This is a genomic window from Streptomyces sp. 13-12-16, from assembly GCF_002114215.1.
Classification (GTDB): Bacteria; Actinomycetota; Actinomycetes; order Streptomycetales; family Streptomycetaceae; genus Streptomyces.
Genome location: NZ_NCTE01000828.1, coordinates 1,096 through 26,290, shown reverse-complemented (window position 1 = coordinate 26,290; position 25,195 = coordinate 1,096). Strand labels below are relative to the sequence as shown.

At 71.8% G+C, this 25,195-nt stretch carries 28 protein-coding genes; 13 read left to right on the top strand and 15 right to left on the bottom strand.

Annotation, left to right across the window (positions count from 1 at the left end; translation table 11 throughout):
- Window positions 1-89 precede the first annotated feature (89 nt).
- Complete coding sequence (locus tag B7767_RS30000; RefSeq protein WP_085574895.1) at window positions 90-596, bottom strand: hypothetical protein; 507 nt, start codon at window positions 594-596, stop codon at window positions 90-92.
- Window positions 597-704: 108 nt separating this feature from the next.
- Window positions 705-1,643 (bottom strand): tRNA (adenosine(37)-N6)-dimethylallyltransferase MiaA, encoded by a 939-nt coding sequence (gene miaA, locus B7767_RS29995; protein ID WP_085574894.1) that lies wholly within the window; start codon window positions 1,641-1,643, stop codon window positions 705-707.
- Window positions 1,644-1,826: 183 nt separating this feature from the next.
- Here miaA and B7767_RS29990 point away from each other — a divergent pair, with 183 nt between their 5' ends.
- Entirely contained in the window at window positions 1,827-2,096 is a 270-nt protein-coding gene (locus B7767_RS29990; RefSeq protein WP_085574893.1) for a hypothetical protein, read from the top strand.
- A 23-nt stretch (window positions 2,097-2,119) separates the two neighbouring features.
- Entirely contained in the window at window positions 2,120-2,392 is a 273-nt protein-coding gene (locus B7767_RS29985) for an antitoxin (RefSeq protein WP_085574892.1), read from the top strand.
- A gap of 77 nt (window positions 2,393-2,469) precedes the next feature.
- Here B7767_RS29985 and B7767_RS29980 read toward each other — a convergent pair whose 3' ends face one another.
- Window positions 2,470-3,183: a class III extradiol dioxygenase subunit B-like domain-containing protein gene (locus tag B7767_RS29980; RefSeq protein ID WP_085574891.1), complete on the bottom strand. Its 714-nt coding sequence runs from the start codon at window positions 3,181-3,183 to the stop codon at window positions 2,470-2,472.
- 157 nt (window positions 3,184-3,340) lie between these two features.
- On the bottom strand, window positions 3,341-4,858 hold the full coding sequence (gene miaB / locus B7767_RS29975; RefSeq protein WP_085574890.1) for a tRNA (N6-isopentenyl adenosine(37)-C2)-methylthiotransferase MiaB: 1,518 nt from the start codon (window positions 4,856-4,858) through the stop codon (window positions 3,341-3,343).
- A gap of 204 nt (window positions 4,859-5,062) precedes the next feature.
- Between miaB and B7767_RS29970 the strand changes: the two genes are divergently transcribed.
- Complete coding sequence (locus tag B7767_RS29970) at window positions 5,063-5,245, top strand: hypothetical protein (RefSeq protein ID WP_085574889.1); 183 nt, start codon at window positions 5,063-5,065, stop codon at window positions 5,243-5,245.
- A gap of 184 nt (window positions 5,246-5,429) precedes the next feature.
- Here the strand turns inward: B7767_RS29970 and B7767_RS29965 are convergent, their stop codons facing one another.
- Together B7767_RS29965 and B7767_RS29955 are read right to left on the bottom strand one after the other, a co-directional pair.
- Window positions 5,430-6,026 carry a hypothetical protein gene (locus B7767_RS29965; RefSeq protein WP_085574888.1) on the bottom strand — a complete coding sequence of 199 codons (597 nt, stop codon included), beginning with the start codon at window positions 6,024-6,026 and terminating at the stop codon, window positions 5,430-5,432.
- A 557-nt stretch (window positions 6,027-6,583) separates the two neighbouring features.
- Entirely contained in the window at window positions 6,584-6,991 is a 408-nt protein-coding gene (locus B7767_RS29955) for a MazG nucleotide pyrophosphohydrolase domain-containing protein (protein ID WP_085574899.1), read from the bottom strand.
- Between the two features lie 92 nt (window positions 6,992-7,083).
- Here B7767_RS29955 and B7767_RS29950 point away from each other — a divergent pair, with 92 nt between their 5' ends.
- On the top strand, window positions 7,084-8,079 hold the full coding sequence (locus tag B7767_RS29950) for a TAXI family TRAP transporter solute-binding subunit (protein ID WP_085574886.1): 996 nt from the start codon (window positions 7,084-7,086) through the stop codon (window positions 8,077-8,079).
- Here B7767_RS29950 and B7767_RS29945 read toward each other — a convergent pair.
- On the bottom strand, window positions 8,058-9,491 hold the full coding sequence (locus B7767_RS29945) for a HAMP domain-containing sensor histidine kinase (protein WP_085574885.1): 1,434 nt from the start codon (window positions 9,489-9,491) through the stop codon (window positions 8,058-8,060). The two genes, B7767_RS29950 and B7767_RS29945, sit on opposite strands and share 22 nt — an antisense overlap.
- Window positions 9,492-9,500: 9 nt before the next feature.
- Window positions 9,501-10,187, bottom strand: coding sequence for a response regulator transcription factor (locus B7767_RS29940; protein WP_085574898.1), 687 nt, complete (start codon window positions 10,185-10,187; stop codon window positions 9,501-9,503).
- Between the two features lie 286 nt (window positions 10,188-10,473).
- Between B7767_RS29940 and B7767_RS29935 the strand changes: the two genes are divergently transcribed.
- The 8 genes from B7767_RS29935 to B7767_RS29905 all read left to right on the top strand — a co-directional run bounded on the left by B7767_RS29935 (window position 10,474) and on the right by B7767_RS29905 (window position 16,974).
- Window positions 10,474-11,250: an amino acid ABC transporter ATP-binding protein gene (locus B7767_RS29935; protein ID WP_085574884.1), complete on the top strand. Its 777-nt coding sequence runs from the start codon at window positions 10,474-10,476 to the stop codon at window positions 11,248-11,250.
- A gap of 83 nt (window positions 11,251-11,333) precedes the next feature.
- Window positions 11,334-12,179 (top strand): glutamate ABC transporter substrate-binding protein, encoded by an 846-nt coding sequence (locus B7767_RS29930; protein WP_085574883.1) that lies wholly within the window; start codon window positions 11,334-11,336, stop codon window positions 12,177-12,179.
- Window positions 12,180-12,311: 132 nt separating this feature from the next.
- On the top strand, window positions 12,312-12,989 hold the full coding sequence (locus tag B7767_RS29925; protein WP_085574882.1) for an amino acid ABC transporter permease: 678 nt from the start codon (window positions 12,312-12,314) through the stop codon (window positions 12,987-12,989).
- Window positions 12,986-13,888 carry an amino acid ABC transporter permease gene (locus B7767_RS29920; protein WP_085574881.1) on the top strand — a complete coding sequence of 301 codons (903 nt, stop codon included), beginning with the start codon at window positions 12,986-12,988 and terminating at the stop codon, window positions 13,886-13,888. Before B7767_RS29925 ends, B7767_RS29920 begins: the two co-directional genes overlap by 4 nt.
- 293 nt (window positions 13,889-14,181) lie before the next feature.
- Complete coding sequence (locus B7767_RS29915) at window positions 14,182-15,792, top strand: FAD-dependent monooxygenase (protein ID WP_085574880.1); 1,611 nt, start codon at window positions 14,182-14,184, stop codon at window positions 15,790-15,792.
- Window positions 15,793-15,882: 90 nt separating this feature from the next.
- Window positions 15,883-15,969, top strand: coding sequence for a putative leader peptide (locus tag B7767_RS49425; protein WP_351151402.1), 87 nt, complete (start codon window positions 15,883-15,885; stop codon window positions 15,967-15,969).
- Between the two features lie 82 nt (window positions 15,970-16,051).
- A complete protein-coding gene (locus B7767_RS29910) occupies window positions 16,052-16,585 on the top strand; it encodes a cysteine dioxygenase (RefSeq protein WP_085574879.1) in 534 nt (177 codons plus the stop codon).
- Window positions 16,582-16,974 carry a rhodanese-like domain-containing protein gene (locus tag B7767_RS29905; RefSeq protein WP_373408249.1) on the top strand — a complete coding sequence of 131 codons (393 nt, stop codon included), beginning with the start codon at window positions 16,582-16,584 and terminating at the stop codon, window positions 16,972-16,974. The genes B7767_RS29910 and B7767_RS29905 overlap by 4 nt, the downstream gene beginning before the upstream one ends.
- Before the next feature lie 367 nt (window positions 16,975-17,341).
- Here B7767_RS29905 and recX read toward each other — a convergent pair whose 3' ends face one another.
- From recX to B7767_RS29870, 7 genes are all read right to left on the bottom strand, one after another.
- Complete coding sequence (recX, locus tag B7767_RS29900) at window positions 17,342-18,127, bottom strand: recombination regulator RecX (protein ID WP_085574878.1); 786 nt, start codon at window positions 18,125-18,127, stop codon at window positions 17,342-17,344.
- A gap of 3 nt (window positions 18,128-18,130) precedes the next feature.
- Window positions 18,131-19,249: a recombinase RecA gene (recA, locus tag B7767_RS29895; RefSeq protein ID WP_085574877.1), complete on the bottom strand. Its 1,119-nt coding sequence runs from the start codon at window positions 19,247-19,249 to the stop codon at window positions 18,131-18,133.
- A 240-nt stretch (window positions 19,250-19,489) separates the two neighbouring features.
- On the bottom strand, window positions 19,490-20,752 hold the full coding sequence (locus B7767_RS29890; RefSeq protein WP_256923625.1) for an AI-2E family transporter: 1,263 nt from the start codon (window positions 20,750-20,752) through the stop codon (window positions 19,490-19,492).
- Between the two features lie 59 nt (window positions 20,753-20,811).
- On the bottom strand, window positions 20,812-21,006 hold the full coding sequence (locus B7767_RS29885; RefSeq protein ID WP_085574876.1) for a DUF3046 domain-containing protein: 195 nt from the start codon (window positions 21,004-21,006) through the stop codon (window positions 20,812-20,814).
- Window positions 21,007-21,174: 168 nt separating this feature from the next.
- Window positions 21,175-21,483, bottom strand: coding sequence for an AzlD domain-containing protein (locus tag B7767_RS29880; protein WP_085574875.1), 309 nt, complete (start codon window positions 21,481-21,483; stop codon window positions 21,175-21,177).
- Window positions 21,480-22,100, bottom strand: a complete 621-nt coding sequence (locus B7767_RS29875) for an AzlC family ABC transporter permease (RefSeq protein ID WP_256923624.1) — start codon at window positions 22,098-22,100, stop codon at window positions 21,480-21,482. The genes B7767_RS29880 and B7767_RS29875 overlap by 4 nt, the downstream gene beginning before the upstream one ends.
- A complete protein-coding gene (locus B7767_RS29870; RefSeq protein ID WP_085574874.1) occupies window positions 22,097-23,095 on the bottom strand; it encodes an AraC family transcriptional regulator in 999 nt (332 codons plus the stop codon). Before B7767_RS29870 ends, B7767_RS29875 begins: the two co-directional genes overlap by 4 nt.
- Window positions 23,096-23,179: 84 nt before the next feature.
- Here B7767_RS29870 and B7767_RS29865 point away from each other — a divergent pair.
- A partial coding sequence (locus tag B7767_RS29865; protein WP_143652697.1) for a DEAD/DEAH box helicase occupies window positions 23,180-25,195 on the top strand: 2,016 nt, incomplete at its 3' end.

The following is a 25,195-nucleotide window of genomic DNA, read 5'->3' as shown; positions in this document are numbered from 1 at the left end:
GGTCGATCCCGTGCGGTCCGGTGGGACCGGTCGCGCCCACGCGGCGGAGCCGCACGTCGATGCGGCCCCGCGCTCCCGGGGGACGCCGCTCAGCGGAGCCTGGCCACCCGCCACACCGCCAGGGCCACCACCGCGGCGACCATCACGGCATAGGCGGCCACCACCCGCCAGTCGGGCCTGCGTCCGGAGCCGCGGGCCGGCAGACCCGGCCAGGTGGAGCCCACCCTGCGGGCGGCCATCATGCCCCAGCCGGCCGCGCAGGAGCAGATCAGCAGCCCCAGCATGGCGATCACGGCGCCGCTGTCGCCGAAGTCGAAGGCGAGCGGGAAGGCGAACATCAGGGAGCCGACCGCGGCCAGCCCGACGATCGGCGCGAGCTGCCAGATGCGCAGCCGGCGCTGCGGGCGCAGCTCGACCTCGACCTCGTCACCGCCCGCGAACATCTCGTCCGGCTCGGGACCGTCGTCGGTCACGCCGCCCTGCGTCTCGTCCGGTCCGTCCGGACTGAGGCGGTCGGTCGTCTCCTGCTCCGGTGCACCCCGCTCGGTGGCGAGGTGTTCGGTGCCGTGTGCGGTGTCGCGAGGGCCGGCCTCCATCGCCACGCGCCCTCCCAACTTAGGACTCCACTGGTCGATCGAAGCTCGATGATGGCACGGCGCCACAGGCCCGGATGACGGCCTGGGCGTCCCGATGCCAGGACGTGATCAGGCTGTAACCGGTCGTTCGACCAACGACAACGCGAGCTGCGGAAGTTCCGTCAGGTCCGCCGCGGCCCCACTCAACCAGTGCACCCGGGGATCGCGCCTGAACCATGAATCCTGACGGCGCGCGAAGCGCTTGGTGGCACGGACGGTCTCGGACCGCGCCTCCTCGAGGGTGCACTCCCCGGCGAGCGCCCCGAGCACCTGCTGGTAGCCGAGCGCGCGCGACGCCGTACGCCCCTGACGCAACCCTTGCGCCTCCAATGCGCGCACTTCCTCCACGAGGCCGGCCTCCCACATCCGGTCCACCCGGCGGGCGATGCGCTCGTCCAGCTCGGGGCGGGCCACGTCGACGCCGATCTGGAGGGTGTCGTAGACCGAGTCGTGGCCGGGGAGGTTGGCCGTGAAGGGCCTTCCGGTGATCTCGATGACCTCGAGCGCGCGCACGATGCGACGGCCGTTGCTCGGCAGGATCACCCGCGCGGCCTCCGGGTCCGCCACGGCGAGGCGCGCGTGCAGCGCCCCCGGGCCGCGCAGCGTGAGCTCCTCCTCCAGGCGGGCCCTGACCTCGGGGTCGGTGCCGGGGAACTCCAGGTTGTCGACGGCGCCGCGGACGTAGAGGCCGGAACCGCCGACGAGGACGGGCCAGCGCCCCTCGGCGAGCAGCGCGTCGATCCGCTCCCGGGCCAGCCGCTGGTACTCGGCGACGGACGCGGTGACGGTGACGTCCCAGATGTCGAGCAGGTGGTGCGGGACGCCGCCGCGCTCCTCGGGCGTCAGCTTGGCGGTGCCGATGTCCATCCCCCGGTAGAGCTGCATGGAGTCGGCGTTGACGACTTCACCGCCGAGCCGCTGGGCCAGGAATACGCCCAGATCGGACTTTCCGGCCGCAGTGGGGCCGACGACGGCGATGACGCGGGGGGCGAGGGGTGCGCTGCTCACTGATCCAGTCTCGCAAACCTCCCGTCCGGCCCTCGAACGGGTTACGTGACGCGACGGCCGCCGGGTCGTTGCCCGTTGCGAGGTTCCTGCCGCCGGATCACAGGGGGCGGCGGCCCGGGTCACACGGATGGACGCACCGGGCAACGCGGGATTTCGCCCGCACGAGTAACGTATGGAGTGAATATGGGCGTTTTTGCACGGCTTTTTCGGAGGTCGAAGGCCACGGAGGAGACGCGGACCGCCGAGGTCCGGGCGGGCGAAGCGGCGGCCGGGGCCGGCGCGGAGAGCGCGGCCGGGGTCGCGGAGCCGAAGGGGTCGGCCGGGGCGCCGGAGACCACCGGGCCGGCGGAGAAGGAGGCCGGCGAGGTCACCGGCACCGACACCGTCGAGATCCCCAAGCAGCAGTCCGCCGAGGCGGCCGGCAGCGAGACCGGTGAGGGCGCCCGCACGTAGACGGCCGCGAGGGAAGGTACATCATGGGTCTCCTGGACAACCTGAAGGCCAGGCTCGGCCCGGCCAAGGACAAGGTCTCCGGCCTCGCGCACCAGCACGAGGACAGGATCCAGCACGGCCTGGACAAGGCCGCGCGGACCGTCGACGAGCGGACCAAGGGCAAGTACAGCGACCGGATCCGGACGGGTACGGGCAAGGCCAAGGGCGCCGTGGACCGACTCGCGCACAAGAACGACCCCGGCTCGGACGCGGGTGGCACGACCACGCCGCCGGCCGGGCCGCCGCCCACTTCCTGAGCGGCACACCGGCGGACGGCCGCGGAGCACACCGAGAGCTCCCGGCCGTCCGCCGCGTTCTCCCGGCGGCAGCCCGCCTACGCCCAGGTGGCCACGAGGTAACCGACCCCGTAGGGGGCGTCCTCGTGGAGCAGCGTGCCCTTCAGGGCCGGGTTTCCGGACGCCGCGCCGGCGAGTACCTGCCAGGGGGCCCGGCCGGACACCTTCAGTTCGTGTGCCAGTTCGGTGTCCAGCGCTCGCAGGGCTCCGGTGTCGGCCGCGCCCAGCGCGCGTGCGAGTTCCGCGTCGAAGGGGGCCGCCCGCTCGTCGAGGTAGCCGGGCGCCTTGAGCGTGCGGCAGGCGCTGGCGTCGCCCATCACCAGCAGCGCGACCCGCTCCGCCCGGCCGGCGAGGGCCTCCCCCGCCTCGGCGCACCGCTCGGCCGTGAGGGACGCCCCCACGGCCAGTCCCTCCACGGGGGCGTCCGCCCAGCCGGTGCGGTCCAGCAGCCAGGCGCCCACGGCCAGTCCGTACGGGAGTTCCCGCCCGGGGGCACCCCCGCCCTGTCCCAGCCGTACGTCCAGGCCGACGCCGAAGGCCCGGAAGGATCCGGGGGTGCCCTCCGGGTAGGCCTCGGGCCCGGCACCGTCTCCCGGTCCCACGACCACGAGCAGATCGGGCCGGGCGGCGGCCAGCACACCCAGCGCGTCCGTGCACGCGGCCCGCGCGGTGTCCAGCTCGGGGGCGGCCCCTGCGGCGACCTCCGGCACGAGCAGCGGCGGGCACGGGCAGACTGCGGCGGCGACAAGCATGATCGACAGCCTACTGCGGCGGCCCGGAACGGCACCCCTGCCTCACGGGCAGGGGGTGACCGGTCCGCCCTTGGTCTCCACGTAGTACATGGCGGTGCGCGCCGTGCGGCTCCTCCACGACGCCTCGTCGAGCCGTGCGTCCCCCGTCACGGTCCGGTCAGTCGACGGCGCAGCCCCCGGTGACCGCCGGCAGCGGCTCGGGCACGCCCACCTTGGGCAGGCCGAGCAGCACGCCCGCGGGCCGCGCCGCCTTCTCCGTGTTCCGCTTCTCCCAGGCGTCCCCCGCGCGAGTGCGGCGCACCTCGAGTACCGCGCCCTCGGCGAGGAGGTGGTGCGGGGCGGCGTAGGTGATCTCGACGGTGACCACGTCGCCGGGGCGCACCTCCTGCTCCGGCTTGGTGAAGTGCACCAGGCGGCTGTCGGGGGCGCGGCCGGAGAGGCGGTGGGTGGCGCCGTCCTTGCGGCCCTCGCCCTCGGCGACCATCAGCTCCAGGGTGCGGCCGACCTGCTTCTTGTTCTCCTCCCAGGAGATCTCCTCCTGGAGGGCGACGAGACGCTCGTAGCGCTCCTGGACGACCTTCTTGGGGATCTGGCCGTCCATCTCGGCGGCCGGGGTGCCGGGACGCTTGGAGTACTGGAAGGTGAACGCCTGCGCGAAGCGGGCCTCGCGCACCACGTGCAGGGTCTGCTCGAAGTCCTCCTCGGTCTCGCCGGGGAAGCCCACGATGATGTCGGTGCTGATCGCCGCGTGCGGGATGGCGGCGCGGACCTTCTCGATGATCCCGAGGTAGCGCTCCTGGCGGTAGGAGCGGCGCATCGCCTTCAGGATCGGGTCGGAGCCGGACTGGAGCGGCATGTGGAGCTGCGGCATCACGTTCGGCGTCTCGGCCATGGCGGCGATGACGTCGTCGGTGAAGTCGCGCGGGTGCGGCGAGGTGAAGCGGACGCGCTCCAGGCCGTCGATCTTCCCGCAGGCCCGCAGCAGCTTGCTGAACGCCTCGCGGTCGCCGATGTCGGACCCGTACGCGTTGACGTTCTGCCCGAGCAGGGTGATCTCGGAGACGCCCTCGGCGACCAGGGCCTCGATCTCGGCGAGGATGTCGCCGGGGCGGCGGTCCTTCTCCTTGCCGCGCAGCGCCGGGACGATGCAGAAGGTGCAGGTGTTGTTGCAGCCGACGGAGATGGACACCCAGGCCGCGTAGGCGCTCTCGCGCCGGGTGGGCAGCGTGGAGGGGAACGCCTCCAGCGACTCGGCGATCTCGACCTGCGCCTCCTCCTGCACGCGGGCGCGCTCCAAGAGGACGGGCAGCTTGCCGATGTTGTGCGTGCCGAAGACGACGTCGACCCAGGGGGCCCGCTTCACGATGGTGTCGCGGTCCTTCTGCGCGAGGCAGCCGCCGACCGCGATCTGCATGCCGGGGCGGCTCGCCTTCTTCGGGGCGAGGTGGCCGAGGTTGCCGTACAGCTTGTTGTCGGCGTTCTCCCGGACGGCGCAGGTGTTGAAGACGACGACGTCGGCGTCGCCGTCGGAGCCCTCGGGGGCGCGGACGTAGCCCGCGTCCTCCAGCAGCCCGGACAACCGCTCGGAGTCGTGGACGTTCATCTGGCACCCGTAGGTGCGTACTTCATAGGTGCGTGTGCCGCCCACTGACTGGCTCCGGTCGATGCTGCTCATGTCCCTAAGGGTAGGTGGTGCCGCGGACCTCCTCCGCCTTGTGGGCGACTCCCTGCCAGGCAGCTTCCTGGCCTGGCCGGATGCGAACCAAGGGGGTGGCGTGATGGCTCTCTCCTGTCAGCGGCCGGAAAGCGCGGGGAACGCGGACCGGCCCGGGGCCGGATCGACCCGCTGCCCGCCGTGAAGCCGGCGCCGGACGGCCCTGTGACGGAGCCGTACCGCCGGGAGTCCTCGGTCGGCGACTTCCTGCTGGGCATGCCGGCGCCCGGGTCCGCGGTGCCCGCCGAGCCGGGCGAGGAACGGCACGCGGTGAACAGCCCCGAATGGGAACTTTCGGCGGCCCTCAACGAAAAGCCGGGCGCCGGGGAAACATCATCCGGACCGTGACGAATGTCAGCCGACACCCGCGGGGGTGGCGCACGGGTGGGTGACCGAGCAATACAGATGCAAGCCGGGCGGAAAGGAGAAACTTTCCGGAAGGCGACCGGAAATCATCTCGGAACCGGCCGGTCGGCACATCCTTGCGTTCGTTTCCGGGGCGGCCCGTCGGCCCCGACCGGTTCAGCGGTGCTCAGCCCCGTACAGCCAGGTGGTACGCGGAGCCCCAGAGCACCGCCGCGCAGGCCAGGCCCACCGCGACCAGCACGCTCTCGTCCGACAGGCCGGCCACGACCAGCACCGCGCCCACGACCGCCACGGCGGTCATCAGCCCGGCCGTCCACCGGTACTGCCACTGGTCGTACAGGCGCGCGAGGGGGAAGAAGTGCAACCCCACGACGAGGGCGATGCCGACCGGGACGAGCCCGGGGCGGCCGACGGCGTTGGAGCCCGCGATGACGGCGAAGACGGCCAGCACCTCGATGCCGTTGACGACACCCACCCCGCGCGCCCAGTTCTCCGGGAGGCTCACCATGCGGGGCGAGGGCGCGGCGTCCCCGCGGTGCCCCAGGTAGATCGCCGCCGCGGTGACCACGAGGGCCGCCACCTCTATGGACACCGGCACGACGTCCGTCGCCGAACCGGTTCCGGAGGCCCCGGCGAAGGCCCACACCAGGGCGAAGAAGGAGAGCACGAGGGTTCCCCGGCGCCGCAGTTTCCGGGTGAGTTCCAGGCACTCGGCGTCCGTGGCGGACGGCACCGGGCCGGTGGCGGGGGGATCAGTCGTCATCGGCGGAGAGTACAACGATCATCGTCACTGCCAGAAGTTTTTCGACCAGTCCACCGGCCGACTCAAACGTAATTCACCATTCCGACGCTTTGCCACGGGGCGCACACCTCCCGGGTTCCCCGGAAAAGGACGCCTCGTGTCACGAGAACCGTGACGCATGCAAGCCGTCGCCCTCTCTCCACCTCCACCGGGCATTCCGGGCGCCAATGATGTGGAGCACATCCCCGAATTCATTTCCCGTTCGTCCCGGAAGGTGCGAAGGACATGGTGGTCGACGTTCCGGAGCGTATTGCCGTGAGGCCGGATCCCGCCGACCCGACGGGGGTGCGACTCCACACCCGGATGCCGGTGACCCCGGCCTGGCCGGCCCGGTACGTCATACCGGCCGCCCCGTCTACGCCCACGAAACAGGCCGCAACGTGGTCACCACCGCATAACTGCGGGCACCCGTGCCTCCCCCAGTGCCTCAAGGGCCTGGGAGGCACCCCGCAAACGCCGGGCAGCGCGCCCCACCCCCGCCCGGCGACCGCGCCGGACAGCATCCCCCGGGGCGCTGCTCAAGCCGCCCCGCCCGGCACCCACCCCTGCCGCCGCAGCACCCCCGACACGTCCGGCGCCTCGTAATGCTCCCCCTTGAGCACCTTGCCGTCGGCACGACGGCTGACCTGCCCGTCGGGCCCCAGCTTGCTCATGTTGGAACGATGGACCTCGGCGATCACCGCGTCGAGGTCGACCCCATGAACCAGCGCCGTCCCGTACGCGACGTACACCACGTCGGCCAGCTCATGCGCCAGCCGGTCGAGCGGCCCCGCCACCGACACCTCCGCCACCTCCCGCGCCTCCTCGGCAAGCAGCTCACCACGATGGGCACCGAGCTCCGGCGAAACCTCGGACGGTGTGTCGCGGACGTCCAGCCCGAAGGCACGGTGGAAGTCACGGACCAGATCGGCGGGCGAAGAACTCATGCCCGCGACTGTAACGGCCACCACGGACACTCCCCGGCCCGCTGTGAGCTCCGCCCTGGTCAGCGGCCACCCCGACTGGCAGGATCGCGCGCATGCCCCACACGCTGTCCCGGATCGGCAGGCGACGGGCCCTGCGGGGCACCGCCGCCGGTCTCGTCGTACTCGGACTGCTGCTGTGGTGGCTGGCGCCCTGGGACGAGGAACCACCGGGCGGGACGATCACCCTGAGCACGGGCACCCACGCGGGGGTCTACCAGAAGTACGGCGTACTCCTGCGCAGCTCGCTCGGCAAGCACATGCCCGACCTCGACGTGCGCCTGAAGACGAGTGCCGGGTCGCAGGAGAACGTGCGCCGCGTGGCGACCGGGGAGGCCGACTTCGCGATCGCCGCGGCCGACGCGGTGGAGACGTACCGGCTCAGCGACCGGCCGGGTGCCGACCGGCTGCGCGGGGTGGCACGCCTGTACGACGACTACGTGCAGCTCGCCGTCGCGCCCGACTCGGGCATCAGGACCGTCGACGACCTGCGGGGCAAGCGGGTCGCCATAGGGCCGCCCAAGTCGGGCGTCCGGCTCATCGCCAACCGGGTGCTCCGGGCGGCCGGCATCGACCCGGAGACGGACATCAAGCCCTCCTCGGCCGGCATCGACACCGGCCCGGAGCGGCTCGGGCACGGCCTGGACGCCTTCTTCTGGTCCGGCGGACTGCCCACGGACGGCTTGAAGACGCTCGCCGAGCAGTCCGCGCTCCGGTTCGTGCCGATCGACGCCGATCTCGTCTCCAAGCTGCACGAACAGGGCGGTGCCACGCGCTACTACCGCGTCACCAACATGCCGGAGTCGGCCTACCCGGGCAGTAGGCCCAGCACGCCCGTCGCGACGATGGCGGTGTCCAACCTCCTGATCACCCGGGCGGACGCGGATCCCCGGCTCACCGAGTGGCTGACCAGCATCGTGCTCAAGAGCCGGGACAACATCGGGGCGCACGTCCACTCCGCCCAGCTGGTCGACGTACGCACCGCGATCTACACCGACCCGCTCCGGCTGCACGAGGGCGCCCGCCGGTACTACCGGTCCGTCAAGCCCTGAGCCGTCGCCTCACCCGTCGGGGCGTTCCTCGGCACCATCACGGTCACCCGCAGTCCGTGCGGCTCGTGACGCTCGTACGCGATCGAGCCGCCGCCCGCCGCGAGCAGCGCCCGCGTGATGGACAGGCCCAGGCCGGAGCCCTTGATGTTCTGGTGCCGCCCGCTGCGCCAGAAGCGGTCGCCGACGCGGGTCAGCTCCTCCTCGGTCAGTCCCGGACCGTTGTCGGTGACGACGATGGTGGACATGTCACCGTTGGAGGCGACGGTGACCTCGACGGTCTCGCCCTCGGGCGTGAACTTCACCGCGTTGTCGATGACCGCGTCCAGGGCGCTGGACAGCGCCACCGGGTCGGCCCACGCGGTGGTGGGCGGGCAGGTGCCGGTCAGGCGGACGCCCTTGGCCTCGGCGGTCGGCGACCAGGCCGCGACGCGCTCGGCGGTCAGGGCCCCGATGTCGGCGACCTGGAGGTCTGCCTCGCTGTGCTCGGCGAGCGCCAGGTCGAGCAGGTCGTCCAGGACCTGCGCCAGGCGCTTGCCCTCGGCCTGCACGGAGGCGATCTCCTCGTTGCCCTCGGGCAGCTCCAGGGCGAGCAGCTCGATGCGCAGCAGCAGCGCCGAGAGCGGGTTGCGGAGCTGGTGCGAGGCGTCGGCGACGAAGGCGCGCTGCTGCTCCAGCACGCTCTCGACGTTGTCCGCCATCTCGTTGAACGACCGGGCGAGCCGTCTCAGTTCCGGCGGCCCGCCGGCCGCCGCGACCCGGGACTTCAGCCGTCCGGTGGCGATGTCGTGGGTGGTGGCGTCCAGGATCCGTACGGGCTTGAGCACCCAGCCGGTCAGCCGCAGCGCCGCGCCGACCGCGAGCAGCATCGCGGCCGCCTCCCCCGCGGCGATGACCAGCCAGCCCCGGAGGATGCGGGAGCGCATCTGCCCGGTGGGCGAGTCGGTGACCACGACCGCGACGACGTCGCCGTCCCGGATGACCGGTGAGGCCACCACGAGGCTGCGCCGCTGCCAGGGCCACACCTGCTCGGGATCGTGGCTGCGGCGGCTGAGCAGCGCCTCCTCGAAGGCGTCGCGCACCTCACCCGTGCGGGGCAGGAACCAGTCGTCCGGGGCGTGCGCCATGGGCGAGTCGCTGCGGTAGAAGACGCCCGCGCGGATGCCGTAGACCGAGTGGTAGCTGCGGAGCTCGCTGCTGAGGGTCTCGCGGCGCTCGTTGATGTCCGCGTCGACCGGGTCGGCTGGCTCGGTGACGAACTGGGCGAGGGCCGCGAAGCGCGCGGTGTCGTCGATCCGGTCGACGACCACCCGCTGCTGCTCCGCGCCGGCCAGGCTGACGGCCAGCGGAACGCCCAGGGCCAGCAGGACGGCCGCCATCAGGACGATGAGCAGCGGAAGCAGACGTGTGTGCACCCGGCCCCGCTACGCCGTGGGCGCGACGAGCCGGTAGCCGACGCCGCGCACGGTCTCGATGAGGGCGGGCATGCGGAGCTTGGCGCGCAGGGAGGCCACGTGCACCTCCAGGGTGCGCCCGGTCCCCTCCCAGCTCGTGCGCCACACCTCGCTGATGATCTGTTCCCGGCGGAAGACGACCCCCGGCCGCTGGGCGAGCAGGGCGAGCAGATCGAACTCCTTGCGGGTCAGTTGGACGACCGAACCGTTGACGCTGACCTGGCGGGTCGACAGCTCGATGCGGACCGGGCCGAGCCGCAGCTCGGTCTCCGTACCGCCCCCGGCCTCCTCGTGGACGGTGCGCCGGCTGACGGCGTGGATCCGCGCGAGCAGTTCCCCCGTGTCGTACGGCTTGACCACGTAGTCGTCGGCGCCGAGGTTGAGGCCGTGGATGCGCGAACGCACGTCGGACCGCGCGGTGACCATGATCACCGGCGTGCTGGTGCGCTTGCGGATCTTGCCGCAGACCTCGTAGCCGTCCTGATCGGGCAGTCCCAGGTCGAGCAGGACGACGCCGAAGCCGTCCCCCTCGGGAACGAGTGCCTGGAGCGCCTCCTCGCCGCTGCGCGCGTGGGTGACGTCGAACCCGTGCCGCGCCAGGACCGCCGACAGGGCGGCGGCGACGTGGTTGTCGTCCTCGACGAGAAGCAGTCTCACCAGGGCCCCCCTTCGGTTCATCGGCCGTACGCTCTTCATGTGTATGAAAACGCGTGCACGCGCGCGTGCACCTTGCAGTGACGCCGATGAACGAGGACGGCGTCAAGAGGGTTCCGGTTGCTCTTCCGTACCGTTACCCGGCCGAAATCACCCCTGCTCACAAGTGCTACGACAGGTGTCCGATTGCTATCGGATCGTGATGCTCAGATTCCCCTCAGATGTGATGACGCAGGTCTAACGGGTTACTACTGTCCTCCGAAACCGAGGAGGACGGAGCCTGAGAGCGATGACCGAAGTATCGGTGGCCAAGGAAGATGTGGCCGCGACCGGCGATCTGGTCGTCCTGAAGAGCGTCAACAAGCACTTCGGCGCGTTGCACGTACTCCAGGACATCGACCTGACGATCGCCCGTGGCGAAGTCGTCGTGGTCATCGGACCCTCCGGGTCCGGGAAGTCCACCCTGTGCCGCACCATCAACCGTCTGGAGACGATCGACTCCGGATCGATCACCATCGACGGCAAGCCCCTGCCCCACGAGGGCAAGGAGCTCGCCCGGCTGCGGGCCGACGTGGGCATGGTCTTCCAGTCCTTCAACCTCTTCGCGCACAAGACCGTGCTCGAGAACGTGATGCTGGGACAGGTCAAGGTCCGCAAGAAGGACAAGAAGGCGGCCGAGGAGCGGGCCCGTGCCCTGCTCGACCGGGTCGGCGTGGGCGCGCAGGCCGAGAAGTACCCCGCGCAGCTCTCCGGTGGTCAGCAGCAGCGTGTCGCCATCGCGCGGGCCCTGGCGATGGAGCCCAAGGTCATGCTCTTCGACGAGCCGACGTCGGCTCTCGACCCGGAGATGATCAACGAGGTGCTGGAGGTCATGCAGCAGCTCGCCCGCGAGGGCATGACCATGATCGTGGTCACGCACGAGATGGGATTCGCCCGTTCGGCGGCGAATCGCGTGGTGTTCATGGCGGACGGTCGCATCGTCGAACAGGCCTCGCCGGACCAGTTCTTCAGCAATCCGCGCAGTGACCGCGCCAAGGACTTCCTGTCGAAGATCCTTCACCACTGAGGCGCACCTCGCGCCCCTGCCGACCTGCGTCACCGGACACCGCCCGGGCCGCATCACTTCACCAGAGTCAAAGGATGTGCACCATGAAGCTCCGCAAGGTCACCGCCGCCTCGGCCGTCGTGTTCGCTCTCGCCCTGACCGCCACCGCCTGCGGCGGCGACGACAGCGGTGACGGCAACTCCTCCTCCGGGGGCGGCGGTGACAAGATCAAGATCGGCATCAAGTACGACCAGCCCGGTCTCGGCCTGAAGACGCCGGACGGTTCCTTCTCCGGCTTCGACGTGGACGTGGCGACCTACGTCGCCAAGGAGCTCGGTTACGAGGCCGACCAGATCGAGTGGGTCGAGACCAAGAGCGCCGACCGCGAGAACGCCCTCTCGCGCGGGGACGTGAAGTTCATCGCCGCGACGTACTCGATCACCGACGAGCGCAAGCAGAAGGTCGACTTCGCCGGCCCTTACCTGCTGGCCCACCAGGACCTGCTGGTCAAGACCGACGCGGACATCACCGAGGCCACGGACCTGAACGACAAGAAGCTCTGCTCGGTGACCGGCTCCACCTCCGCGCAGAACGTCAAGAAGGACTTCGCGCCGAAGGCGCAGCTGAGCAACCGCGGTGGCTACTCGGAGTGCCTGTCCGCTCTGCAGAACGGTCAGGTGGACGCGCTGACCACCGACGACTCGATCCTCGCCGGCTACGCCTCGCAGGACCAGTACAAGGGCAAGTTCAAGCTCGCCGGCCTGAAGCTGAGCAACGAGAACTACGGCATCGGCGTCAAGAAGGGCGACACCGAGACCGTGAACAAGGTCAACGACGCGCTCGAGAAGATGGTCAGCGACGGTTCGTGGCAGAAGGCCGTCGAGGAGAACTTCGGCCCGGCGAACTACAAGAACGAGCCCGCCCCGAAGATCGGCCAGATCGTCCAGTAACGCGGGACTCCGCCGACGCAGGATCCCCGCGGCAGACGCGGGGATCCGCAGACGCGCCGCCGCCCACCACCGGTCCGGCGGCGGCGCGTCACGTCCGCCACGTACGTCACACACCCGGAAGCGCGGGAGATCGTGTTCGACTTTCTTTCAAACTATGACGACCCGTCCCTGCTGGGCGCTTTCTGGGTCACGGTGCAGCTCACCGTCTTCTCGGCCATCGGATCCCTGATCTGGGGCACCCTGCTGGCGGCCATGCGGGTCAGTCCCGTACCCCTGATGCGGGGCTTCGGCACCGCCTACGTGAACGTCGTCCGGAACATTCCCCTGACCGTCATCATCGTCTTCACGTCGCTCGGTCTCGCCGACATCTTCGGCGTGACGATGGGCGCGCGGGACAACTTCGACCTCATGTACTTCCGACTGGCCGTGCTCGGCCTCGTCGCCTACACCGCCGCCTTCGTGTGCGAGGCGATCCGCTCCGGTATCAACACGGTGCCCGTCGGACAGGCCGAGGCGGCACGAGCCCTCGGGCTGAGCTTCGGCCAGGTGCTCAGGCTCGTCGTGCTGCCGCAGGCGTTCCGCTCGGTGATCGGCCCCCTGGCCAACGTGCTGATCGCGCTGACCAAGAACACGACCGTGGCGGCCACCATCGGCGTGGCGGAGGCCGCGTTCCTGATGAAGGGGATGATCGAGAACGAGGCACAGACGCTGCTCATCGGCGCGATCTTCGCCTTCGGGTTCGTGGTCCTGACCCTGCCCACCGGCCTGTTCCTCAACTGGCTGAGCAAGCGCCTGGCGGTGAAGCGATGACTTCTGTTCTCTACGACGCCCCCGGCCCGAAGGCCAAGCGGCGCAACCTGATCTTCTCGGTCGTCTTCTTCGTCCTGCTCGCCCTGCTGCTGTGGTGGGTCTGGCAGGTACTGGACGACAAGGGCCAGCTGGAATGGTCCCTGTGGAAGCCCTTCACCACGTCCGATGCCTGGACGACCTATCTGCTGCCCGGCCTCGCGGACACACTGAAGGCGGCGGCGCTGGCCATGGTCATCGCGCTTCCGCTGGGTGCGGTGCTCGGCATCGCCCGGATGTCCGACCACCGGTGGGTACGCATCCCGGCCGCCGCGGTGGTGGAGTTCTTCCGCGCCATCCCGGTGCTGCTGCTGATGCTGTTCGCCAACGAGTTCTTCGCCCGGTCCACCGACGTCACCAGTGAGGACCGGCCGCTGTACGCGGTCGTCACCGGCCTGGTGCTCTACAACGCCTCGGTCCTCGCCGAGGTGGTCCGGGCCGGCATCCTCGCCCTGCCCAAGGGGCAGAGTGAGGCGGCCCAGGCGATCGGCCTGCGCAAGAGCCAGACGATGAGCAGCATCCTGCTCCCGCAGGCGGTCACGGTGATGCTCCCGGCGATCGTCAGCCAGCTGGTCGTCATCGTGAAGGACACCGCGCTCGGCGGCGTGATGCTCGGCTTCACCGAGCTGCTGAACTCGCGTGCCACGCTGGCGGCCAACTACGCCAACGTCATCCCCAGCTTCATCGTGGTGGCGGTCATCTTCATCGTCCTGAACTTCATCCTCACCTCCTTCGCCTCCTGGCTCGAAGGACGCCTGCGCCGCAGCAAGCGCAGTACGGGCGCGGTGCTCGGCCCGGAGGACGTCGACGACCTCAACGCGGCGGAGGTCGGTGGCACGCGCGGGACCGGTGCGGAGAAGTGACGCCCGCCTGACGCACGACGTGACTGTGGCCCGCCGGATTCCGGCGGGCCACAGTCATGTCGAGTTCCCGGCCGGTCTCAGCGGTACGGAGGAGCCGTACGCCCCGGACTCATGTGATGAACAGTCAAGTGGTGTGACCGTCTCCTCCCCACTTCATGATCGCCACTGCCCTTCGGTCACTTGACGCAAGCACCGGCAATAGGTTGCATACGTTCTGTGATCGTGCACCCTGCTCCATCTTCCTGTTCCTCCACGTCCCTCCGGACGTCACTTCGAGCAGGGGGCGCCGCGCCGTGGACCCGGTGATCATCGTCGGAGCGGGGCCCGTCGGGCTCACGCTGGCGCTGGCGCTGGCGCGCCAGGACGTGCCGTGCGTGGTCCTCGACGAAGGACCGGGCAAGGACGAACCCCGCCCGGCGCGCACCGTCGTACTGCGCGAGGAGACCGCCGCGCTCATGGAGCGGCTGACCGGTGTGCCGCTCGCGCACGCCGGTGTCCGCTGGGCCGGATGGCGATCGATGCGGCGCAAGCAGGTGACGGCCGAGGTCGCCTTCGGCGATGTCGAGCCCGCGCCCCTGCACATCGCCCAGCACGTCCTGACGGGTGCGCTGCGCGCGGCCCTCGCCGGCGAGCGGCTCGTCAGGATCGCCGTGAACAGCAGGCTGGACACCATAGAGCAGGAGCCCTCGGGCGTCACCGCCCGCACCCGCGGTGACACCGGCACCTGGTGGCGCGGCAGTTACCTGGTCGGCTGCGACGGCCCGCGCTCGACCGTGCGCAAGCTCCAGGACATCCGCTTCCCCGGCCGTACCGCGGTGGAACGTCACGCCGTGGCCGCCCTGCGCACCGAACTTCCCTGGTACGACGAGGCGCTGCTGCACCGCACGCCGCCGTGGCGCACGTCCGGTCCCTCGGCCGGGGAGATCACCGCGCGCCCGCTGCCGGACGGGGTGTGGCGCCTGGACTGGCTGCTGCCGCCGGGCAAGGACCTGGTCACGCCCGAGCTGCTGCTGGGCCGGGTCCGGGAGACCCTGGCCGGCTGGACCGACGGTCCGACCCCGCCGTACGAACTGCTGGACACCGGGGTGCACACCGTCCACCACCGGCTGGCCCGGCGCTGGCGGGCCGACCGGGTGTTCCTCGCCGGGGACGCGGCCCATCTGCTCGGCGCGCTGGGCACGCACGGGCTGGAGGAAGGGCTCCGCGATGCCGACAACCTCGCCTGGAAACTGGCGCTGGCCTGGCACCACGGTCCGCACGAGGCGCTGCTCGACAGCTACCAGACCGAGCGCCGGGCGATCGTCGCCGCCCGGTTGCGCGCCGCCGACCAGGCGCTGCCGCTGGTGCGCGGCGGCGGACTGCGCTCCTACGTCCCCGGGTCCGCGCGGGGACACGACACGCTGCTGATGGACGGTCACCTGGGGCGGGGCGCGCTGGGCGCGCCTGGGACGTACGCCGACTCCCCGCTCGCCCCCGGCCGCCTCGAAGGGGAGGTTCCCATCGGAACGGCTCCCGGTTCCGCGGTGACGGACGTACGGGTCACGGCGGAGGACGGCACCTTCGTCCGGCTGCGGGACCGGTTCGGCCGGGGTGTGCTGCTGGTGGTGCTGATCGCGCCCGGCACGGGGGTGTGGGAGCGCCGGCACTGGGTGTCCGCCGGGATCATGCCCCGGCTGGCGGCGGCCGTCTCGGCGCTGCCGCACCGGGCCGAACTGCTGGTCGCCGAGAGCTATCCGGGGGCGGCGGCCCACACCGTGCTCCTCCTACGCCCCGACGGTCACCTGGTGACGGCGCTGAGCGGGGTCCGCCCGGCGGATCTGTACGCGGCGGCGGAAGCGGCGGTCGGCGGGCCCGTCACCGCGGAGGCGGAGGCCAGGGCCGACGCGGGGGCCGGGTCGCGCTGAGAGGCCCGATCGGTCGAATCGTCGTCACCCCGCGGTCCGCATGGTGACGACGAGTTGAATCGGCGCGCGGCCCCGTGGTGTACTCCGCTCGTGACCGACACCTGCGTGCACCTGTGGCGGAGGGTCCACATGGACCTCGTCCGCTATGCGGGCTGCGTGTGTCGCCCGTCCTGCTGATTCGCGTCTCTCCCTCTTCTCCGCGCGCCGCCCGCCGTCTCGTACGTGTGGCCGCGCGCCTCCGCGAACCTTCTCCAGGACGGTGCACGTGTCTGTCTCCTTCCCTGTTCCGGCCCCCGTCTCCGCGCCCACGCAGGCGGACCTCCTCGGCTTCGTACGGCGTACCGCCGCCGACGCCGAACTGATCGCCACCCTTCCGCTCGATCCCGAGGGGCGCACCTGGGTGCGGCTCGACGGGCCCGGTGGCAGCGAGGCCTGGCTGATCGGCTGGCCGCCCGGCACCGGTACCGGCTGGCACGACCACGCCGACTCCGTCGGTGCCTTCATGACCGCGTCGGGCGAGCTGAAGGAGAACTCGCTCGCCGCGCGGCTGCCCACCGACGGCTGGAAGACCCTGGAACTCACGGACGGCGTGGACCGGGAACGACGGCTGGGGACCGGACAGGGGCGCGCCTTCGGACGGCATCACGTCCACGAGGTCCTCAACGAGTCCCCGGACCGGCACGCGATCTCCGTGCACGCCTACTACCCGCCGTTGCCACGGATCCGCCGCTACAGTCGCAGCGGCCGTGTTCTCCGCCTGGAGCAGGTCGAACGCCCGGAGGACTGGCAGTGAGCGCCGGCATCGACGAGTTGCTGGAGCGGGTGCGCGCCGGTTACGAGCGCGTCGAACCCCGGGAGGCGTACGAGGCCGCACGGGCCGGTGGGGCACTGCTGGTGGACATCCGCTACGCCGCGCTGCGGGACCGGGACGGGCTCGTTCCCGGAGCCCTCGTCGTCGAACGCAACGAACTGGAGTGGCGCCTGGACCCGCGGGGCAGCCACCGCCTCCCGGAGGCCACGAGCCACGACCTGCGGATCGTGGTGATCTGCAACGAGGGCTACGCCTCCAGCCTCGCAGCGGAGTCCCTCCACCGCCTGGGTCTGCACCGGGCCACGGATCTGGTGGGCGGCTTCCAGGGCTGGCGGGAGGCGGGCCTGCCGGTGGTGTCCGCGCCCGCGTAGAAACCGTGCCGGAAGCGGTCCGTCCGGTGCCGCCGGGGCGGGCGGGCCGGCGCCCTGGTCTTCGGCTTCCGAGCCTGGCTGTCCCTGGGGCCCGCTTTGCGCAAGGTGCGGCGGCCGGGTGGGTGTCGCCACGGCGACGCCAACGGGCCACACGTCCGCTCGGCAGTCCTCAGGCCTGGCGGGACACCGGACTGCCGGTGGGGCCGCTGCCCGCGCGGGCGGTGGCCTGGTGCCGGGTCCCCGCCGGGCCACGGACCCGGGTGAGCGGGTTCCCGGTCTGCGGGAGACCGGGGTCACCGGTGGCACCGACGCCCGCGTGGGGCGTGGCATCGGGAGCAGCCGGGGCGGGGTCCGGGCCCCCGTCGGCTCAGAACCCCTCGTCGCCGGGGAACTCCGTGTCCTCGCCCTCCTCCTCCAGCGCCTGCCGGACGACGCGCAGGGCGAGGCCCTCGGGGTAGCCCTTGCGGGCGAGCATGCCCGCGAGGCGGCGGAGCCGCTTGTCGCGGTCGAGTCCACGGGTGGCGCGCAGCTTGCGGGCGACCAGCTCCCGGGCGGTCTCCTCCTCCTGTTCGGAGTCGAGCCGGGAGACGGCCGCGTCGATCAGCGTGGGATCGACCCCCTTGGTGCGCAGCTCCCGGGCGAGTGCGCGCCGGGCGAGTCCCCGGCCGTGGTGCCGGGACTCCACCCAGGCGTCCGCGAAGGCGCTGTCGTTGATCAGTCCGACCTCCTCGAACCGGGACAGCACCTCCTCGGCGGCCTCATCCGGGATCTCCCGCTTGCGCAGGGCGTCGGCGAGCTGCTTCCGGGTGCGCGGGGTCCCGGTGAGCAGGCGCAGGCAGATCGCCCGCGCCCGCTCGACCGGGTCCGCCGGAGGCTCCTCCCGCTCGGCCCTCGACGAGGAGGAGGCATCCCCGTCCTCCGCGACCGCCTCGCCGAAGGTCCGGCGTCTGCGTCCGCGTCCACCGCGCGGCCCGCCGTCACGCGAGCCGCCCGCCCGTGCGCCACCCCCGTCACGAGGGCCGTCCCCGTCGGCGACGTCGTCGTACGCCGCGTCACCGTCCACGGCTGAGCCCTCGCCGCTTCCGGTGCCCCTCCCCCGCGGGGCACCGGAGGCGGCGAACTCGTACTCGGCCCAGTCGGTTCGTCGCGTCACGGGTCAGCTCTTGGCCGCCGCGGCCTTGGACTTGGTGGCCTTGACCGCCGGTGCCGGTACGGTGGCCGGCTCGGCCGCAGCGGTGCCCGTGGCGTCCGCGCCCGGCTCGGCGGCGGCCTCCTCGGGCCGTACGCCGACGCCCAGCTTCGTCAGGATCTTCTTCTCGATCTCGTTGGCGAGGTCGGGGTTGTCCTTCAGGAAGTTGCGGGCGTTCTCCTTGCCCTGGCCGAGCTGGTCGCCCTCGTACGTGTACCAGGCTCCGGCCTTGCGGACGAAGCCGTGCTCCACGCCCATGTCGATCAGGCCGCCCTCGCGGCTGATGCCCTGGCCGTAGAGGATGTCGAACTCGGCCTGCTTGAAGGGCGGCGCCACCTTGTTCTTGACGACCTTGCAGCGGGTGCGGTTGCCGACCGCCTCGGTGCCGTCCTTCAGGGTCTCGATGCGGCGGATGTCGATACGCACCGAGGCGTAGAACTTCAGCGCCCGGCCACCGGTCGTGGTCTCCGGGGAGCCGAACATCACGCCGATCTTCTCGCGGAGCTGGTTGATGAAGATCGCGGTGGTCTTGGACTGGTTGAGGGCGCTGGTGATCTTCCGCAGGGCCTGGCTCATCAGGCGTGCCTGCAGACCCACGTGGCTGTCGCCCATCTCGCCCTCGATCTCCGCGCGCGGGACGAGCGCGGCGACGGAGTCGATGACGATGAGGTCGAGGGCGCCGGAGCGGACCAGCATGTCCACGATCTCCAGGGCCTGCTCACCGTTGTCCGGCTGGGACAGGATCAGGTTGTCGATGTCGACGCCGAGCTTCTTCGCGTACTCGGGGTCGAGGGCGTGCTCCGCGTCCACGAAGGCGACCTGGCCGCCGGCCTTCTGCGCGTTCGCCACCGCGTGCAGGGTCAGGGTCGTCTTGCCGGAGGACTCCGGTCCGTAGATCTCCACCACACGGCCGCGCGGCAGGCCGCCGACGCCGAGGGCCACGTCGAGCGCGGTCGATCCCGTCGGGATGACTTCGATGGGCTCGTTCGTCCGGTCGCCCATGCGCATGACCGCGCCCTTGCCGAATTGCCGTTCAATCTGTGCGAGCGCGGCGTCGAGCGCCTTCTCGCGGTCGGTTCCTGCCATGGGTTCCACCCGATTTGCTTGATTCGATCGCTTCACGTCAAAGACGCTAACGCCTGCCACTGACAACGCGCCCCGACGCACCTCCGGCCTGTGGATAACGCGGGTGCATTCCTAATGAAATTCGGACATAACACCCGTCGTTGAGCCTCATCGGCACTTCCATGAGAATGGATGTTCGATTTTCGTGTCAAGCGCACCACACGGCACACAGGACCGTGGTGCCGTGTGGTGCGGTCGCCCTCAGGAGGCCCCGGTGTCTCCGCCTCGCGGCCGCCCCGCGCCCGGCCGGTGGCCCCACCGATGACGGGCGCGCATGAGGAGACCCGGCCCGCCACCGGGGCCGCGGTGCCCGAGCACACGGGGGTCGTCCGTGACGTCGTACCGCCGCACGTACGCGCCCAGGAACGCCTGGAGGGTGGCGACGGCGGGGATGGCGATCAGCGCGCCCACGGCACCGAGCAGGGCGGTGCCCGCGACGACCGAGCCGAAGGCGACCGCCGGGTGGATGTCGACGGTCCTGGAGGTCAGCTTGGGCTGCAGCACGTAGTTCTCGAACTGCTGGTAGACCACCACGAAGATCAGCACCCACAGCGCGTACCAGGGGTCGACCGTGAAGGCGATCAGCATGGGCAGGGCGCCCGCGAGATAGGTGCCGATGGTGGGGATGAACTGCGACACCAGCCCCACCCACACGGCGAGGACGGGCGCGTAGGGCACCTCGAGGAACTCCAGCAGGACGTAGTGCGCCAGACCGGAGGCCAGTGCCATCAGTCCGCGCGAGTAGAGGTAGCCGCCCGTCTTGTTCACGGCGATCTCCCACGCGCGCAGCACCTCGGCCTGCCGGGCGGGCGGCAGCAGGGAGCAGACGGTGCGCCGCAGCCGCGGGCCGTCGGCGGCGAAGTAGAACGAGAACAGACCGATGGTCAGCAGCTGGAAGAGACCGCCGAGGACCTGCGCGGAGACGTCCAGGACACCGGTGGCGCTGTTCTGGACGTAGTTGCGCAGCCAGTCGGAGCGCAGCAGGCCCTCCTGGATGTCCACGCGCCGCAACTCGGTGTGGAAGTGCGTGTTGATCCAGTTGATCACGGAGTCGAGGTAGTCCGGGAAGTCCTCGACGATCTTGACGATCTGTCCCGCCAGCATGGAGCCGAGCAGCGTGACGAAGCCCGCCGCCGCGATCAGCACGCCCAGGAAGACGAGGAAGGTGCCCAGGCCCCGGCGCACCCCGCGCGCGGCCATCCAGCTCACCGCGGGCTCGACGGCGAGCGCCAGGAAGAACGCGATGAGGATGTTGATCAGCAGGCCGATGAGCTGGTGGAAGGCCCAGCTGCCCAGCTGGAACACGGCGTACAGCGCGAGGGCGAGCACCATGGCACGCGGCAGCCAGCGCGGCATGCGGGCGCCCGGCCCGGATATGGGGGCCGTCGGAGGCCCGGCGGGCGGCGGCGCGCCGGGCGTGGTGGGGTGCCGGGCCGTCTGCCCGGTTTCGTCAGTGGGTGCCACGGGCCAAGTCTCGCCCACGCCGACGGCGGCCGGGGGGCTCCCGGCGGTCTCTGTGACGATCAGCGCTTTTCCGCGGGGACGTTCATGACCGCGCAGACCACCTGCCAGACGTCCTTGGCGCTCCAGCCGGCCGCCAGCGCCTCGTGCACGGTGCGCCCGCCGAGCTCGGACATGACATGGTCACGCGCGAAGGTGTCGGCGTAGCCCGCGCCGAAGTGCTCCGTCATCCGCTCCCAGAAAACCGTCAACCGCATGCACCCAGTATCCCGCCTGCGGAGGCTGCCCCGAGCCGGGCCGCCCGCCGGCGCGGGTGAGCGGAACCCACCCCGGTCAGCGATCACACCGCCCGCGCGACCTGGTGCCGGCGGATGCCCTGCGCGGCACCGCCGGGCACGGTGTCCGGCGGCACCGTGCCCACCGTCTCACCCGCCCAGGGCCCGCACCCCCGCCGTCACCACGACCGCGGCTCCGACGACGACCAGGAACGGAGCACGCAGGACCAGCGCCACGGCCGCAGCCGCCACACCCGCCGCCCGCGCGTCGACGACCAGGGCCTGGCCGTCGGAGAAGGTCTGCTGAGCGGTCAGCGCGGCGAGCAGGGCGACCGGAAGGAGCGCGGCGAGACGCCTGACGAGGGGCCGTTCCAGGACCCCGGCGGGCACCAGCAGCCCCGCGAGCTTGACGGCGTAGCAGCCGACGGCGGTCACGACGATCGCGATCCAGACGTTCACCGGTCCCCCTCCGCCGTGTCACCGCGCGAGGCGCTCTTCCTGCCCTGCGCCCACAGGACGGCCGGTGCCGCGAGCGCGGCCACCAGGACCGGCACACCGGCCGGCAGCACGGGCAGCAGTCCCAGCCCCAGGAGGACGGCGAGCCCGGCGACGGTCCGCTCGGTCCCGGTGCGCAGCATCGGCGCGAGCAGCGCCAGGAAGACCGCGGGCCCGGCCGCGTCCAGCCCCCACGCGGCGGTGTCGCCGATCGCCTCGGCGCCCAGCGCGCCGAGCAGCGTGGTGAGGTTCCACAGGACGTACAGGCTGAGCCCCGTCACCACGAACCCGATGCGCGCGCCGCGCCGGTCGGGCTGGGCGAGCGAGACGGCCGTCGTCTCGTCGATCACCCACTGCGCGGCGAACGGCCGCACCGCGCGGGGCAGCGCCAGCAACTGCGACAGCCGCAGCCCGTAGAACGCGTTGCGCACCCCCAGGAAGAACGCCCCCGCGGCGGCCGTGAACGCCCCTCCGCCCGCCGCCAGCGCCCCCACCAGCGCGAACTGGGAGGCGCCGGTGAACACCAGCAGGCTGAGCGCACAGGTCTGGAGCAGGGTGAGCCCACTGCCCGCCGAGGTCACGCCGAAGGCGAACCCGGAGAGTCCGACGGCGACCCCGACACCGAGGGCGTCCCGTACGACGGCACCGTCCGGCTTTCCTCCTCCGTCGTCCCGTACGTCTGCGAGCGCTTCTGTCCGTTCCACTGCCACGCCCCGGACGGTACGGGCGTGCCGCCCCGCGCGTCTTGTACGTTCTTGCGCTCGCGCTGGTAGGCGCCCGGGGGCACGCCGACGATCCGGCCGAAGTGCCGGTTCAGGTGCGGCTGGTCGGTGAACCCGACCGCGACGGCCGCCTCCGACGGCGCCGTCCCCGCGTCCAGCAGTCGCCGCGCCCGCCGCACGCGGGCGTCGGTGAGCCAGGTGTGCGGCGGCATCCCGTAGGCGTCCCGGAAGGCGCGCAGCAGCGCGAACGGGCCGGTGCCCAGCTCGGCGGCCAGCCGCTCCAGGGTCGGCGGATCCGCCATCCGCTCCTCCAGCACGGCACGCGCGCGTGCCGCGATCCCGGCACCCGCCGTGCGCACCTCGCGTCGCGGCAGCGTCCCGCCGTTCAGCCGCAGCAGCCGGGTCACCGCGACCCGGAGCAGGGTGTCGGCGGCGAGCGCGTTGCCCTCGTCGGTGGCCCGCAGCACCTGGTGCACCAGACGGACGGTGTACGGATCGTCGAGCACCGGCGACACGAACCCCGGTGCGCCGCGCAGCGTGGTGGTCTCGGCGGCGATCGCGCCCACCACCTCGGGCGACGGGTACACCGCCCCGTACCGCCATCCCTCGGGGACGCCCGCCCGGCCGGTGTGCGGGGTGTCCGGGTTCACCAGGGCGAGGGCCCCGGCGCCCGCGTACACGTCGCCGCCGCCGTGGTGGAAGACCTCCACCCCGTCGGAGATGGCGGCGATCACGAAGTTCTCGTGGGTGTGCCGGACGAACGTCTTCCGTATGTACCGGGCACGCAGCAGATCGACACCGGGCAGTTCGTCGTACCGCCAGTGCCGCGCCCGCTCCTTCCGGGATTCCGCCATACGGCCATTGTCACGCGGCCCCCGACCGCCCCCGCCCGTCCCCGGCACGGCCCGATTGTCAGTGGCCGGGTGCACGATGGACGCATGGTCAGCGATCCGCACCGAGCCCTGGACGGCTTCTCCCCCGCGACCCGCGGCTGGTTCACGGGGGCGTTCTCCGCGCCCACCGCCGCCCAGGCCGGCGCGTGGCGGGCCATCGGGGAGGGCTCGGACGTGCTGGTGGTCGCCCCCACCGGTTCCGGGAAGACCCTGGCCGCCTTCCTCGCCGCCCTGGACCAGCTGGCCTCGACGCCGCCGCCCGCCGACCCCAAGAAGCGCTGCCGCGTCCTGTACGTCTCGCCGCTGAAGGCCCTGGCCGTCGACGTCGAGCGCAACCTCCGCAGCCCGCTGACCGGCATCCGCCAGGAGTCCGTGCGCCTGGGGCTGCCCGAGCCCGAGGTGAAGGTCGGCATCCGCTCCGGCGACACCCCGCCCGCCGAGCGGCGCGCCCTGGCCACCCGTCCGCCGGACATCCTGATCACCACGCCCGAGTCGCTGTTCCTGATGCTGACGTCCGCCACGCGCGACGCGCTGACGGGCGTGGAGACGGTGATCCTCGACGAGGTGCACGCGGTCGCCGGCACCAAGCGCGGCGCGCATCTCGCGCTCACCCTGGAGCGGCTGGACGAGCTGCTGCCCCGCCCGGCCCGCCGCATCGGCCTCTCGGCGACGGTGCGCCCGGTCGACGAGGTCGCCAGGTTCCTCTCCCCGCGCCGCAAGGTGGAGATCGTCCAGCCGGAGTCCGGCAAGGAGTTCGACCTGTCCGTGGTGGTGCCGGTCGAGGACCTGGGCGAGCTGGGCGGCTCCCCGGTCGCCGACGGCTCGGAGGGCGCCGAACGCCCGTCGATCTGGCCGCACGTCGAGGAGCGGATCACCGACCTGGTGCAGGCGCACCGCTCGACCATCGTGTTCGCGAACTCCCGCCGCCTCGCGGAGCGGCTGTGCAACCGGCTCAACGAGATCGCCCACGAGCGGGCCACCGGAGAGCCCCTGGACGAGCACCACTCCCCCGCCGAGCTGATGGGCGGCTCCGGGGCCGCCCAGGGAGCGCCCGCGGTCATCGCGCGCGCCCATCACGGTTCGGTGTCCAAGGAGCAGCGCGCCCTGGTCGAGGAGGACCTCAAGGCGGGCCGGCTGCCCGCGGTGGTCGCCACCTCCAGCCTGGAGCTGGGCATCGACATGGGCGCCGTCGACCTGGTGGTCCAGGTCGAGTCGCCGCCGTCCGTCGCCTCCGGGCTCCAGCGCGTCGGCCGCGCGGGGCACCAGGTGGGCGCGGTCTCCACGGGCGTGGTGTTCCCGAAGTACCGGGGCGACCTGGTGCAGGCGGCCGTGGTCACCGAGCGGATGCGCACGGGCGCCATCGAGTCCCTGCGCGTCCCCGCGAACCCCTTGGACGTGCTGGCCCAGCAGCTCGTCGCCATGACGGCCATGGACACCTGGCAGCTCGACGACCTGCTCGCCGTGGTCCGCCGCGCGGCGCCCTTCGCCTCCCTGCCCGAGTCCGCCTTCACGGGCGTCCTGGACATGCTCGCCGGCCGCTACCCGTCCGACGCGTTCGCGGAGCTGCGCCCGCGCGTGGTGTGGGACCGGGTCACGGGCGAGATCACCGGCCGCCCCGGCGCCCAGCGCCTGGCCGTCACCTCCGGCGGCACGATCCCCGACCGGGGCCTCTTCGGGGTGTTCCTGGCGGGCGCCGACCCCAAGAAGGGCGGCGGGCGGGTCGGCGAGCTGGACGAGGAGATGGTCTACGAGTCCCGCGTGGGTGACGTCTTCACCCTCGGCACCAGCTCCTGGCGCATCGAGGACATCACGCGCGACCGCGTCCTGGTCTCCCCCGCGCCGGGCGTGCCGGGGCGGCTGCCGTTCTGGAAGGGCGACCAGCTGGGCCGCCCGCTGGAACTCGGCCGCGCGGTGGGCGCGTTCCTGCGCGAAGTGGGCTCGCTGTCCAAGGACGACGCCCGGCTGCGGCTCCTGGCGGCGGGACTGGACGCCTGGGCCGCCGACAACGTCCTGTCCTACCTCGACGAGCAGCGCGAGGCCTGCGGCCACGTCCCCGACGAC

Bases quoted from the DNA above. Each gene is read 5' to 3' on its own strand.
- B7767_RS30000 (WP_085574895.1), bottom strand. From the start codon at position 596: ATGGAGGCCGGCCCTCGCGACACCGCACACGGCACCGAACACCTCGCC.
- B7767_RS29990 (WP_085574893.1), top strand. From the start codon at position 1,827: ATGGGCGTTTTTGCACGGCTTTTTCGGAGGTCGAAGGCCACGGAGGAG.
- B7767_RS29985 (WP_085574892.1), top strand. From the start codon at position 2,120: ATGGGTCTCCTGGACAACCTGAAGGCCAGGCTCGGCCCGGCCAAGGAC.
- B7767_RS29980 (WP_085574891.1), bottom strand. From the start codon at position 3,183: ATGCTTGTCGCCGCCGCAGTCTGCCCGTGCCCGCCGCTGCTCGTGCCG.
- miaB (WP_085574890.1), bottom strand. From the start codon at position 4,858: ATGAGCAGCATCGACCGGAGCCAGTCAGTGGGCGGCACACGCACCTAT.
- B7767_RS29965 (WP_085574888.1), bottom strand. From the start codon at position 6,026: ATGACGACTGATCCCCCCGCCACCGGCCCGGTGCCGTCCGCCACGGAC.
- B7767_RS29955 (WP_085574899.1), bottom strand. From the start codon at position 6,991: ATGAGTTCTTCGCCCGCCGATCTGGTCCGTGACTTCCACCGTGCCTTC.
- B7767_RS29950 (WP_085574886.1), top strand. From the start codon at position 7,084: ATGCCCCACACGCTGTCCCGGATCGGCAGGCGACGGGCCCTGCGGGGC.
- B7767_RS29935 (WP_085574884.1), top strand. From the start codon at position 10,474: ATGACCGAAGTATCGGTGGCCAAGGAAGATGTGGCCGCGACCGGCGAT.
- B7767_RS29930 (WP_085574883.1), top strand. From the start codon at position 11,334: ATGAAGCTCCGCAAGGTCACCGCCGCCTCGGCCGTCGTGTTCGCTCTC.
- B7767_RS29920 (WP_085574881.1), top strand. From the start codon at position 12,986: ATGACTTCTGTTCTCTACGACGCCCCCGGCCCGAAGGCCAAGCGGCGC.
- recA (WP_085574877.1), bottom strand. From the start codon at position 19,249: ATGGCAGGAACCGACCGCGAGAAGGCGCTCGACGCCGCGCTCGCACAG.
- B7767_RS29885 (WP_085574876.1), bottom strand. From the start codon at position 21,006: ATGCGGTTGACGGTTTTCTGGGAGCGGATGACGGAGCACTTCGGCGCG.
- B7767_RS29870 (WP_085574874.1), bottom strand. From the start codon at position 23,095: ATGGCGGAATCCCGGAAGGAGCGGGCGCGGCACTGGCGGTACGACGAA.